Source organism: Brevundimonas sp. KM4 (genome assembly GCF_000964075.1).
Classification (GTDB): domain Bacteria; phylum Pseudomonadota; class Alphaproteobacteria; order Caulobacterales; family Caulobacteraceae; genus Brevundimonas; species Brevundimonas huaxiensis.
This window is the reverse complement of the sequence record NZ_JZRG01000014.1, coordinates 90,693-103,231: the sequence shown is the minus strand read 5'-3', so window position 1 is coordinate 103,231 and position 12,539 is coordinate 90,693. Positions and strand designations below refer to the sequence as shown.

The following is a 12,539-nucleotide window of genomic DNA, read 5'->3' as shown; positions in this document are numbered from 1 at the left end:
CATCCGCCCCATGATGGGACCCCGCACGGAATACGCCGTCCGGGATACGAAAGACGAAATATGTTCGACATCAAACGCAAGACGATCGACTGGGCCGGCCGCCCGCTGACCCTGGAAACGGGCCGCATCGCCCGCCAGGCCGACGGCGCCGTGCTGGCGACCTACGGCGAGACCGTGGTTCTGGCCACCGTCGTCTATGGCCGCGCGCCCAAGCCCGGCCTGGATTTCTTCCCCCTGACGGTCAACTATCAGGAAAAGACCTTCGCCGCCGGCAAGATCCCGGGCGGCTACTTCAAGCGTGAAGGCCGTCCGTCCGAGAAGGAAACCCTGGTTTCCCGCCTGATCGACCGTCCGATCCGCCCGCTGTTCGTCAAGGGCTTCAAGAACGAGACCCAGGTCGTCGTGACCGTGCTGCAGCACGACATGGAAAACGACCCCGACGTTCTGGGCATGGTCGCCGCCTCGGCCGCCCTGACCATTTCGGGCGTGCCCTTCATGGGCCCCATCGGCGCCGCGCGCGTCGGTCTGATCGACGGCGAGCTGGTTCTGAACCCGGCCATCGACCAGATCCCGTCCTCGGACCTCGACCTGGTGGTCGCCGGTACGCAAGACGCCCTGATGATGGTCGAATCCGAAGCCAAGGAGCTGTCGGAAGAGAAGATGCTCGAGGCCCTGATGTTCGCGCATGCGGGCATGCAGCCGGTGATCGACGCCATCATCGAACTGGCTGAACACGCCGCCAAGGAGCCCTTCGACTTCCAAGCCGAAGACCACTCCGACGTCGTCGCCTCGATCAAGTCGCTGGTCGGCGAAGACATCAAGAGCGCCTACACCCACGCCGGCAAATACGAGCGCCGTTCGGGCGTCGACGCCGCCAAGAAGGCCGCCGCCGCCAAGCTGGTGAAGACCGACGAGAACCCCGACGGCGTCGACGGTTCCAAGTTCTCGGCCGCCTTCAAGGAGTGCGAAGCCGAGGTCCTGCGTCGCGACATCATCGAGAACGCGCACCGCGTCGACGGCCGCGCCCTCGACAAGGTCCGCGCCATCGTGTCGGAAGTCGGCGTCCTGCCGCGCACCCACGGTTCGGCCCTGTTCACGCGTGGGGAAACCCAGGCCCTGGTCGTCGCCACCCTCGGCACCGGCGAGGACGAACAGTACATCGACAGCCTGCAGGGCACCTACAAAGAGAACTTCCTGCTGCACTACAACTTCCCTCCCTATTCTGTGGGTGAAGCAGGCCGCATGGGTTCGCCCGGCCGTCGCGAAATCGGTCACGGCAAGCTGGCCTGGCGCGCGATCCGTCCGATGCTGCCGACCAAGGAAGACTTCCCCTACACCATCCGTCTGGTCTCTGAGATCACCGAGTCGAACGGCTCGTCCTCGATGGCCACGGTCTGCGGTTCGTCGCTGGCCCTGATGGACGCCGGCGTGCCGCTGGTCCGTCCGGTCTCGGGCATCGCCATGGGCCTGATCCTGGAGCCGTCGGGCGAGTTCGCCATCCTGTCGGACATCCTGGGTGACGAAGATCACCTGGGCGACATGGACTTCAAGGTCGCCGGCACGTCGGAAGGCATCACCAGCCTTCAGATGGACATCAAGGTCGCCGGCATCACCAAGGAGATCATGCAGCAGGCCCTGACGCAGGCTTCGGCCGGTCGCCTGCACATCCTGGACGAGATGTCCAAGGCCATGGATGCGCCGCGCGCCGAACTGGGCGAACACGCGCCCAAGATCGAAACGGTCAAGATCCCCGTCGACAAGATCCGTGAAGTCATCGGTTCGGGCGGCAAGGTCATCCGCGAGATCGTCGAGAAAACCGGCGCCAAGATCGACATCGGCGATGACGGCACCATCAAGGTCGCCGCCAACGACCAGGAGAAAATCGACGCCGCCAAGGCCTGGATCCAGTCCATCGCCTCCGAGCCGGAAGTCGGCACCATCTACTCCGGCAAGGTGGTCAAGGTCGTCGACTTCGGCGCCTTCGTAAACTTCTTCGGCGCCAAGGACGGCCTGGTCCACGTGTCCCAGATCGCTCTGGAACGCGTCGCCAATCCGGCCGACGTCCTGTCGGAAGGCCAGGAGGTCAAGGTCAAGTTCCTGGGCTTCGACGATCGCGGCAAGACCAAGCTGTCGATGAAGGTCGTCGATCAGGAAACCGGCGAAGACCTGACGGACAAGATCAACGCCGAGCGCGCCGAGCGCGGCGAGGCCCCGCTGTCGGAAGACACCGGCGGTCGTCCCAAGCGTGACGGTGATCGCGGCGGCGATCGCGGACGTCGTCGTCGCGACTAAGCGACTCTGGTAGCGAGACTGAAAGAGGGCCCGGCGGAGCAATCCGCCGGGCCTTTTTCTTTGGGTCCGCGCAACGGCTGTCCGCGATTTCACTTGCCGCTTCGGCCCATGCGGTTTCCATTGCCGCATCCAGTTTCGAGGGGCCGCTCCATGTTCGATCGTCGTCGTCTTCTTCAGTCCGCCGCCTTGGGCGCCGGTCTCGTCGCTGTGGGCGGCCCCGCCTTCGCGCGTCAGGCCGGGGCGTCTCAGGGCGACGCCGCCGCCCAGCTGAAGACCTTCATGGACGCCACGTTCGAGCAGACGCTGGACAAGAGCCCGGAGGTCGTCACCATGTTCGGCTTGGACAGGGGCGACCGCGCCGCCGCCAAGTCCAGGCTGACGGTTCCGACCCGCGCCGAGGAAGAAGACCAGCGCGCCTTCACCCGCCGCCAGCGCGCCGAACTGGCCGGCATCGACCGCTCCAAACTCGATGCGCGCAACGCCAACTACTACGACAGCCTGACCCAGAATCTGGACGGGGTGATCGCCACCTACGACATCCCTTACGGCCAGGGCGGCTGGCCCAATCCGTACCGCGTCAGCCAGCAGGGCGGCGCCTATCAGTCCACGCCCGACTTCCTGGCCAACCAGCACACGATCGAGACGGCCGCCGACGCCGACGCCTATGTCGCACGCGTCAACGCCTTCGCCGACGTGCTGCTGGCCGAGACGGATCGATTGAAGGAAGACTATGCGCTGGGCGTCATCCCGCCCGACTTCATTCTGGCCAAGGCCATCCGCCAGCAGGACGGCGTCCTGGCGACGCCGGCGGCGACCTCGCCCCTGACCCAGTCGGTCGTCGACCGGGCCCGCGCCAAGGGCCTGACCGGCGACTGGGGCGTGCAGGTGGAACGGCTTGTGACCGAGCGGGTCTATCCGGCCCTGGCCGCCCAGAACGCCGTGCTGAAGGCGGTCCAGCCGAACGCCGTGCACGAGGCCTCGGTGCGCCGCCTGCCGCAGGGCGAGCAGTATTACGCCAACAGCCTGCGCTACATCACCACGACCCGGCTGACCGCCGACGAGATCCACCGCACCGGCGTGGAACAGATGGCGGATCTGACGGCGCGCGCCGATGTCCTGCTGAAGGCGCAAGGCCTGACGCAGGGTTCGGTCGCCGAGCGGATCAAGGCCCTGGGGGACGATCCCAAATACGTCTATGCCAACACCGACGCCGGCAAGGCCGAGCTGATCGCCAAGCTGAACGCCCAGATGGCCGACATGCAGGCCCGTTTGCCCAACGCCTTCGGCCGCCTGCCCAAGGCCAAGGTCGAGATCAAGCGCGTCCCGCCCGAGATCGAGGCTGGTGCGCCGATGGGCTATTACAACTCGCCCAGCCTGGATGGGACGCGGCCCGGCATCTACTGGATCAATCTGAAGGACACGGCGGAATGGCCGTCCTGGACCCTGCCGACCCTGACCTATCACGAGGCGACGCCAGGCCACCATCTACAGATCAGCCTGCAGCAGGAAAGCGAGTCCGCGCCGCTGCTGATGAACCTGCTGGGCTTCTCGTCCTACGTCGAGGGCTGGGGGCTATACGCCGAACAGCTGGCCGACGAACTGGGCGCCTATGAGAACGATCCGGTGGGCCAGATCGGCTACCTGCAATCGCTGATGTTCCGCGCCGCGCGCCTGGTCGTCGACACCGGCATCCATTCCAAGGGCTGGAGCCGCGAAGAGGGCATCCGCTACATGATGGAGGCCTATGGCGATCAGGAGGGCGCGGCGACGTCCGAGGTCGAACGCTATTGCGGCTGGCCGGGCCAGGCCTGCGCCTACAAGGTCGGCCACAACGAATGGGTCCGCCTGCGCGAAAAGGCCAAGACCAGCCTGGGGTCCAGGTTCGATATCAAGGGCTTCCATGACACCGCCCTCGCCGCCGGCGGCGTGCCCCTGTCGGTGCTGGAACGGATCGTCGACGGCTGGGTCGCGACCCAGGCCTAGTCGGCGACGGTCAGGCCGTCGGCTTGGCGCAGGCGGTTGTGGATGTCGGTGGCGGCGACGGCGGCTTCGGCGGTCGCGACGGCGATCTGGTTGAGGCCGCGAACCACGTCGCCGGCGGCATACAGGCCCGGCACGCTGGTGGCCTGGTGCAGATCGACCTCCAACCGGCCGTCGTCGGCCAGACGCGCGCCCAGCCCCCGGGCCAGGTCGGCGTTCGGCGATGTGCCCAGCGCTGAATAGACCAGATCGAAGGCGCGGCGCTGGCCGGCATAGCTCAGGGCCGTCACCCGGTCGTTCTCGATGTCGATCGCGTCCAGCGGCGCCAGGATCAGTTCGACGCCCAGCCGTTCCAGTTCGTCATGTCGGCTCAGCGCGTCAGGCGCGCCGATATGGATCAGGGTCACACGGTCGGAATAGGTGCGCATGAAGGCGGCCTCGCGCGCGCCCTTGTCGCTCTGCCCGATGATGGCGACAGCCTTATCGGTCGCCTCATAGCCGTCGCAGATGGGACAGATGCGGACCAGCGCCTTGCGCACCGCGTCCTCGACGCCCGGCAAGTCGGGATGGTGATCGACGACGCCGGTCGCCAGCAGGACGGCGCGGGCGCGAACGGCGCGGTCATCGATCACAGCGACGAAGCCGTCGCCGTCTTGGGTCAGCCGCCCGACGCGACCCGGTTCGACGACCGCGCCATATTCCTCGGCCTGTTCGCGCATCCGCTTGAGGATGTCCGCGCCGGTGACGCCGGCGGGAAAGCCCGGCATATTGTGGCTGAGCGGAATCCAGCAGGCGCGCGGCGCACCGCCATCCACCACAAGGGTCCGCCGACGAAAGCGACCCAAGTACGTCGCCGCCGTCAGGCCGGCCGGGCCCGCGCCGATGATCAGAACCTCCGGGTCGTTCACCGCGTGCGCCAGCTGACGGGCCACAGGTCGGACGGCACGCCGGCGCATTCGCCCATCACGCTTTCCTGCGTCAGGGTGAAGCCTTGCCCCGTCCAGGCCCAGGTCTGCGCCGCGCCGCAATCGCCGAGGCCACGCGCCTTGGCGAAAGCCGACAGGGTGCGGGTCTTGGGATCATAGGCGCCGTTGATGGTCGAATTGTCGGGCATGACCGGATCGGGCCCAGACCCTTCCGATCCTGCAAGGACCGCAGGTCGCGGGTCACGACCGCCCGGCCCCGTCAGATACCAGTTGTGCGTCAGGTTGTAGGCGCCGGCGCCGCAAGGCACGGCCCACAGCTCGGTGCGGGCGTCCAGACGCGCGGACATGACCATGTCGCTGATATCGGGCGTGGCGGATTCCTTGAGGCAGTCGCCGACCTCGGTGCGAGCGCGCAGCGCCGCGGGCAGGCGCTGGTTCTGATCGCCGAAACCGGCCTGATCGACGGCCGGAGCGGGCGTCACCGTCGGCAGCGACGGCGCGATCGGCACAAGGGCGGCCGGGCGGTCGCCGCGTCGGATCATGGCGGTGGGCGTATCCAGACGTCCCTGCTTCTCGTCGATCCACAACAGGGCGGCGGCGGCGCCGTGCAGCGACACCTCTTGGGTCGAGGCGCCGCGAATGATCATGACCTTGCCCTGGGCCAGGGCGTCGAGGGCGGTGCGGGCGCCGTCGCGGATTTCACCGACGGGCGCCTCGGCGTCGCTCGTTGCGCCCAACACGGCCGGATAGGCGCGGCCGTCGATGGTCAAGCTGAGGGGGCCGGCGCCCTTGGCCTCGCCGTCGGGCCAATAGCCGAAGAGGATTTGCGGCTGGGCGTCAGGGCCCGGCGCCAGGCTGATACGCACCCAACCGGCGGCGAACTCTGGCGCAAAGCCGAAGGCCCAGCACGTCCCGTCGTTGCCGCAGGTGGCGCTCCAGTCCCGGAAGGTCTTGGTTTCAGGACGGATCTGCAGCAACGGCGCAGCGGCGGCCGGTGCAGATGGGTTGGCGGCCTTGGTCGCGGCAGGCGTCTCGGCCGCATCCTTGTCTCCGCATCCACCGATGGACAGCGCAGACAGGACAAGGGCCGAAAAGGCGACGCCGCGCGACAGGCCGTTCAGGGTCATGCCTTCTTCAACTCCGACGGCTTGTGCGCCGCGCGCGCGCCGCTCTTGGCGCTCTCGACGATATACTCCGGATTGTCCTTGGAAGCCGCAACCTTGTGGCCCTTGATCTTGGTTTCCGAGGTGACCTTCTTGACCACCTTGCCGGTCGTGGTGCCCTGGCTGTGATCCCACTTCACCTTGTCGCCGGCCTTGAACGTCTTTTCTGACATGACTGTGCTTCCTGCTGTGTCGCTTCCTGTTCAGCGATCAGCCTGCGCATCAGTTCCGCATCGATCACGGGCGGCGCCTCGCAGAAGGTGACGATCCAGCGATCCACCAGCTGGCGCTCTTCCTCCGTCATCCTGCCGTCCGTCTCTGTTGCTGGGCTCAAGAGAAGTCCGGGGGGCGGCAAAGGGTTCAGGACCGATCTGCGTTATTCCAGGCGGCGACGACGGGCGGCGGGGTTTGCGCGGGCGCGCGGCCTCGCTATACCGCCGCCACGACATTCCCTTCCCCACAGTCACAGGCGGACAGCACGCATGGCCAAGATCAAGGTCGAAAACCCCATCGTCGACATCGACGGCGACGAAATGACCCGCATCATCTGGCAGATGATCAAGGACAAGCTGGTCTTCCCGTTCCTGGATCTCGAGCTGGACTACTACGACCTGGGCATGGAGCACCGCGACGCCACCGACGACCAGGTGACGATCGACGCGGCCCACGCGATCCAGAAGCACGGCGTCGGCGTGAAGTGCGCCACCATCACGCCGGACGAAGCCCGGGTTCAGGAGTTCGGCCTGAAGAAGATGTGGAAGTCGCCGAACGGCACCATCCGCAACATCCTGGGCGGCGTGGTCTTCCGCGAGCCGATCATCTGCTCGAACGTGCCGCGCCTGGTTCCGGGCTGGACCCAGCCGATCGTCGTCGGCCGTCACGCCTTCGGCGACCAGTACAAGGCCACCGACTTCCTGATGCCCGGTCCCGGCACCCTGACGATCAAGTTCGTCGGCGAGGACGGCGAAGTGATCGAGCACGAGGTCTACAAGGCGCCGGGCGCCGGCGTGGCCATGGCCATGTACAACCAGGACGCCTCGATCCGCGAGTTCGCCCACGCCAGCTTCGCCTATGGCCTGCAGCGCAACTACCCGGTCTATCTGTCGACCAAGAACACGATCCTGAAAGCCTATGACGGCCGCTTCAAGGACCTGTTCCAGGAAGTGTTCGACGAACACTACGCCGCCGAGTTCAAGGCGCGCGGCCTGACCTACGAGCACCGCCTGATCGACGACATGGTCGCGGCTGCGATGAAGTGGTCCGGCGGCTTCGTCTGGGCGTGCAAGAACTACGACGGCGACGTGCAGTCCGACGTGGTGGCGCAGGGCTTCGGCTCGCTGGGCCTGATGACTTCGGTCCTGATGACGCCGGACGGCAAGGTGCTGGAGACGGAAGCCGCCCACGGCACCGTGACCCGCCACTATCGCCAGCATCAGAAGGGCGAGGCCACCTCGACCAACTCGATCGCCTCGATCTTCGCCTGGACGCGCGGCTTCAAGCACCGCGCCAAGCTGGACGGCAACGCCGCCCTGGATCAGTTCGCCGACACCCTGGAGAAGGTGGTCGTGGACACCGTCGAGGCCGGCTTCATGACCAAGGACCTGGCGCTGCTGGTTGGCGATCAGCAGGGCTGGCTGACCACCGAGGGCTTCCTCGACAAGGTCGCCGAGAACCTGAAGACCGCCCTGCCGGACGTGGGCTGAGGACAAGGGTGGACGTCCGTGCGGCGTCCGCCCCCTCCACCACGCTGCGCGTGGCCCCCCTCCCCCGCTTCGCTGGGGAGGAATGTCCTCAAGCAGCGCGAAGCGCGGTAGGACAAGCAAGAATGAGCCCCGTCGGATCGCTCCGGCGGGGCTTTTCGTTGTGCGAAGGGCCGGGGCGTGCATGATCGGCGGTAATGAGGATGCGTTCGTGAAGCGGCTGTTCGGAAACCTGGTGCTGGCGGCGGTGGTCGTGGCGGTGCTGTCCTTCTTCGCGGCGCCCGCGGTGGCCTTCTTCGCCATTCGGTCGGCGGCTGAGGCGAACGACGTGGCGGGGCTGGCGCGGCTGATCGACTTCAACGCGGTGCGCCAGTCGTTGCGGCCGCAGCTGGCGGGACGGCCCGAGGCGATGGCGCCCGCGCCGTCCTTCCTGGAAGACCCCATCGGCGCCTTCCGGCGTCAGATCGAGCAGAACCCGATCCTGGGCCAGCCGGACGTGGACGCCTATCTGACGCCCGCCGCCCTCAACGCCTTGCTGAAGGGCGAGGGCCGATACGCCAGCCAGCGCACCTCGGCGGGCGTGGCGCCGGCTTCTGAGCGCAGCCGCAAGCCCTGGCCCAGCCCCGCCTACTGGAGCGTCAACCGGGCGCGCATGGCGGTGACGGATCAGGGCGGGTCGCGCACCCTGTTCACCTTCGAGCGGCGCGGGCCGTTCGAGTGGAAGCTGGTTCACATCGGCCTGCCCGACGGGACGGCGCCGGCCGTCACCGTCACCCCGCGATAAACCCGGCAACCGACGCCGCCCAGCCTGCGTTGGCTTTCCTAGGAGACGACATGAGCCGCAAGATCATCACCGGAGCCCTGATCGCCGTCGTCATCGGCGTGGTCGTCGCCCTGTTCGTCTCGCCCTTCATCGCCGCCCAGGCGCTAGTGCGGGCCGCGCGGACCGGGGATGCGGACGGGCTGGAGCGGCAGGTGGACTTCCCGGCGTTCCGCACCAGCCTGAAGAGCGAGCTGAACGCGCGCGCCGCCCTGGAAATCCGCAACCGGACCAAGGGCGACACGGGCCTGGCGGCGCTGGGCATGCTGCTGGCCCCGTCGCTGGTCGAAGGCGCGGTCGACAACTTCGTCACGCCGCAAGGCATCGCCGCCATGGTCCGCTCCGGCGAGACGCCCGAACCGGAACGGCCCGTGCCCGCCGACGACACGCCGGCCGCAGACAAGGACAAGATCCGCCAGTCCTGGGCCTATCGCGGGCTCAACACCTTCGCCGTCACTCTGACGCGCGACGACCGGCCGGACGATGCGCTGGTGCTGATCATGGAACGCCGGACGCCCTTCACCTGGAAGCTGGCTGGGGTCGATCTGACGCCCGACCCGATGGGTTGAGACGGTCGGGGACAAAAAGACCGTCTAAAGTGTCTAATTCGTCTGATTGGACGGCGGGACGCCGATCAGAAAGTGAGTGCAATTGGTGCACTTTGTCTTGGGTGAGCGGCCTCCTCTGTGGTGAGCGCAGAGTATAGGCCGTCCCTACGGCATGCTCAGGAAGCGGACGCTGCGGCCGTCTAAGCCGCTGAGTTGCAAGGCTGTCAGGTTCGAAATTGCGATGGATTACCCTCTCCCTTCGGGAGAGGGCTTGAGCGCACGAGCGCGCAGCGATCGTACTTGCGCGAAAGGGTGAGGGTCGGCTGGTGCGTCATGGCCCGCCGACCGACCCTCATCCGGCCCTGCGGGCCATCTTCTCCCAACGGGAGAAGGGCACCGTATTTTACGCCAGCGCCGCGCGAACCGCCGTCAGACCGTCTTCGGCCTTGGAGCCGTCGGGGGCGCCGCCTTGGGCGAAGTCGGGTTTGCCGCCGGCGCCCTGGCCGCCCATGGCGATGACGGCGGCGCGGGCCAGGTCGGCGGCGTTGACGCGGTCGGCCCCAGTCCCGGCAAGGTCGGAGGTCACGGCGACGGTGACGACCGCCTTGCCCTCGGTGACGCCGATCAGGGCGACGACGCCGGTTCCGACCTGTTTCCTGAAGTCCTCGGCGACGCCGCGCAGACCCTTGCCGTCCACGCCGTCCAGCACGCGGGCCATCAGCTTGACGCCATTGATCTCTTCAGGCGCCGACGACGCGCCCGAGCCGCCGCCCAGGGCCAGCTGCTTCTTCAGCTCAGCGACTTGCTTCTCCAGCGTCTTGACCGAGGCGGTCAGGCTGTCGACCCGGGCGGGGACGTCGGCGGTCTGGACCTTGAAGCTCTGGGCCAGCGAACGGGCGACGCCGGCCTGGGCCAGCAAATACTGACGCGCGGCCTCGCCGGTCAGGGCCTCGATGCGGCGCACCCCGGCGGCGACGCCGGTTTCCTGAACGATCTTGAACAGGGCGATGTCGCCGGTGCGGGCGACGTGGGTGCCGCCGCACAGTTCGACCGAATAGGGGGCGTTGTCGCTGACGAGCGAGCGGCCCAGCGTCAGGACGCGGACCTCGTCGCCGTATTTCTCGCCGAACAGGGCGATGGCGCCGGCCTCGATCGCCTCCTGCGGGGCCATCAGTTTTGTTTCCGCCGGGACGTTCTGGCGGATGACCGCATTGACCTCGGTCTCGATGGCCGACAGTTCGGCCTCGGTAAGCGGGGCGCCGTGGCTGAAGTCGAAGCGTGCGCGCTCGGCATCGACCAGCTGACCCTTCTGGGCGACTGCGGGGCCGAGCACATTCTTCAGCGCCGTATGCAGCAGGTGGGCGGCGGAGTGGTTGGCGCGGCTGGTGCGGCGCTTTTCGGCGTCCACCAGCTGGGCCGCGCGGGTTCCGATCTCCAGCTTGCCGGCCGTGACCTGGGCCACCAGGACGTGCAGGTCGCCGGCGTGTTTGCGCACGTCGATGACCTCGGCCTCTCCGCCCGGCCATTCCAGGGTTCCGTGATCGCCGGCCTGGCCGCCGCTTTCGGCATAGAAGGGGGTGGTGTCGAACAAGACTTCGACGATATCGCCGGCCTCGGCCGTCTCGACCGGCGCGCCGGCGTTCATGATGGCCAGGACCTCGCCCGAGCCTTCGATATTGTCATAGCCGGTGAAGACGGTCGGCCCCATCCGGTCGCGGATCGCCAGCCATTCGTTGGTGTTGGCGGTCTGGCCCGAGCCCTTCCAGTTTTCGCGCGAACGCTGGCGCTGCTCGGCCATGGCGGCCTCGAAGCCGTCGACGTTGACTGAGAAGCCGCGACGACGGGCCTCGTCCTGGGTCAGGTCCAGCGGGAAGCCGTAGGTGTCGGACAGGGTGAAGGCCGTCTGGCCGTCCAGCATGTCGCCGGGACGGAAGCCCTGAACCGCCGTGTCGAACAGGGCCATGCCGCGGCCGAGCGTGGTGCGGAAGCGGATCTCTTCCTGCTTCAGCGTATCCTCGATGAAAGGCTGGGCGCGGGCGAGTTCGGGATAGGCGTCGCCCATCTGGGCCACCAGGGTCGGGACCAGACGGTGCATCAGGGGGTCGGCTGCGCCCAGCAGGTGGGCGTGGCGCATGGCGCGGCGCATGATGCGGCGCAGCACATAGCCCCGACCTTCGTTCGACGGGGTGACGCCGTCGGCGATCAGGAAGGAAGACGACCGCAGATGGTCGGCGATGACCCGGTGGCTGGCGGCCTGATCGCCGTCCGCCTTGGTCGAGGTGGCGTCTTCGGAAGCAGCGATCAGGGTCTTGAACAGGTCGGTCTCATAGACCGAATGCACGCCCTGCAGCACGGTCGTCATCCGCTCCAGACCCATGCCGGTGTCCACGCTGGGCTTGGGAAGGTTGCGAACGATCTGATCGTTCTCCTTCTCATACTGCATGAAGACGTTGTTCCAGATTTCGACGTAGCGGTCGCCGTCCTCGTCCGGCGAACCAGGAGGGCCGCCGGCGATCTTGTCGCCGTGATCCCAGAAGATTTCGGTGCAGGGGCCGCACGGACCCGAGTCGCCCATGGCCCAGAAGTTGTCCGAGCCGGCGATGCGGATGATCTTGTCGTCGGAGAAGCCGGTGACCTTTTTCCAGATCGCGGCGGCCTCGTCGTCATCGATATAGACGGTGACCAGTAGGCGTTTGGGGTCCAGGTCGAAATCCTGGGTGACCAGGTTCCACGCCTTCTCGATGGCGTGTTCCTTGAAGTAGTCGCCGAAGGAGAAGTTGCCCAGCATCTCGAAGAAGGTCAGGTGGCGGGCCGTGTATCCGACATTGTCCAGATCGTTGTGCTTGCCCCCGGCGCGCACGCATTTCTGCGAGCTGGTCGCGCGCGGATAGGGCGGCTTGGCGGCGCCGGTGAAATAGTCCTTGAACGGCACCATGCCGGCGTTGACGAAGAGCAGGCTCGGGTCGTTCTGCGGCACCAGCGGGGCCGAATGGACCTTGGCGTGGCCGTCCGCCGCGAAATAGTCGAGGTAGGTGGCGCGGATCTCGTTCAGGCTGGGCATTCGGCGTGTCTTCGGCTGGGGCGGTCGCTAGGAACCGGCGTCATATAGG

Annotated in this window: 10 protein-coding genes; 5 read left to right on the top strand and 5 right to left on the bottom strand. The window is 67.1% G+C overall.

The annotated features are described in order from the left end of the window. Positions 1–60: 60 nt before the first annotated feature. Together pnp and VH88_RS09340 are read left to right on the top strand one after the other, a co-directional pair. Complete coding sequence (gene pnp / locus VH88_RS09345) at positions 61–2,292, top strand: polyribonucleotide nucleotidyltransferase (RefSeq protein ID WP_017506664.1); 2,232 nt, start codon at positions 61–63, stop codon at positions 2,290–2,292. A 150-nt stretch (positions 2,293–2,442) separates the two neighbouring features. Further along, on the top strand, positions 2,443–4,275 hold the full coding sequence (locus VH88_RS09340) for a DUF885 family protein (RefSeq protein ID WP_045811008.1): 1,833 nt from the start codon (positions 2,443–2,445) through the stop codon (positions 4,273–4,275). Here VH88_RS09340 and VH88_RS09335 read toward each other — a convergent pair. The 4 genes from VH88_RS09335 to VH88_RS16005 are packed head-to-tail and all read right to left on the bottom strand — an operon-like array spanning position 4,272 to position 6,665. Further along, positions 4,272–5,180 carry an NAD(P)/FAD-dependent oxidoreductase gene (locus VH88_RS09335; protein WP_255360418.1) on the bottom strand — a complete coding sequence of 303 codons (909 nt, stop codon included), beginning with the start codon at positions 5,178–5,180 and terminating at the stop codon, positions 4,272–4,274. The two genes, VH88_RS09340 and VH88_RS09335, sit on opposite strands and share 4 nt — an antisense overlap. Continuing rightward, positions 5,177–6,325 (bottom strand): DUF1176 domain-containing protein, encoded by a 1,149-nt coding sequence (locus VH88_RS09330; protein WP_045811006.1) that lies wholly within the window; start codon positions 6,323–6,325, stop codon positions 5,177–5,179. The genes VH88_RS09335 and VH88_RS09330 overlap by 4 nt, the downstream gene beginning before the upstream one ends. Then, complete coding sequence (locus VH88_RS09325; protein WP_045811005.1) at positions 6,322–6,534, bottom strand: DUF2945 domain-containing protein; 213 nt, start codon at positions 6,532–6,534, stop codon at positions 6,322–6,324. The genes VH88_RS09330 and VH88_RS09325 overlap by 4 nt, the downstream gene beginning before the upstream one ends. Beyond that, positions 6,498–6,665: a hypothetical protein gene (locus VH88_RS16005; protein ID WP_156146789.1), complete on the bottom strand. Its 168-nt coding sequence runs from the start codon at positions 6,663–6,665 to the stop codon at positions 6,498–6,500. The genes VH88_RS09325 and VH88_RS16005 overlap by 37 nt, the downstream gene beginning before the upstream one ends. A 178-nt stretch (positions 6,666–6,843) precedes the next feature. Here VH88_RS16005 and VH88_RS09320 point away from each other — a divergent pair, with 178 nt between their 5' ends. The 3 genes from VH88_RS09320 to VH88_RS09310 all read left to right on the top strand — a co-directional run bounded on the left by VH88_RS09320 (position 6,844) and on the right by VH88_RS09310 (position 9,450). After that, on the top strand, positions 6,844–8,064 hold the full coding sequence (locus VH88_RS09320) for an NADP-dependent isocitrate dehydrogenase (RefSeq protein WP_039246750.1): 1,221 nt from the start codon (positions 6,844–6,846) through the stop codon (positions 8,062–8,064). Positions 8,065–8,272: 208 nt separating this feature from the next. Continuing rightward, on the top strand, positions 8,273–8,845 hold the full coding sequence (locus tag VH88_RS09315) for a DUF2939 domain-containing protein (RefSeq protein ID WP_197071043.1): 573 nt from the start codon (positions 8,273–8,275) through the stop codon (positions 8,843–8,845). Between the two features lie 50 nt (positions 8,846–8,895). Beyond that, positions 8,896–9,450, top strand: a complete 555-nt coding sequence (locus tag VH88_RS09310; RefSeq protein WP_045811003.1) for a DUF2939 domain-containing protein — start codon at positions 8,896–8,898, stop codon at positions 9,448–9,450. Between the two features lie 382 nt (positions 9,451–9,832). On the opposite strand, the gene alaS is transcribed toward VH88_RS09310, so the two are convergent. Further along, positions 9,833–12,490 carry an alanine--tRNA ligase gene (gene alaS, locus VH88_RS09305; RefSeq protein ID WP_045811002.1) on the bottom strand — a complete coding sequence of 886 codons (2,658 nt, stop codon included), beginning with the start codon at positions 12,488–12,490 and terminating at the stop codon, positions 9,833–9,835. Positions 12,491–12,539 lie beyond the last annotated feature (49 nt).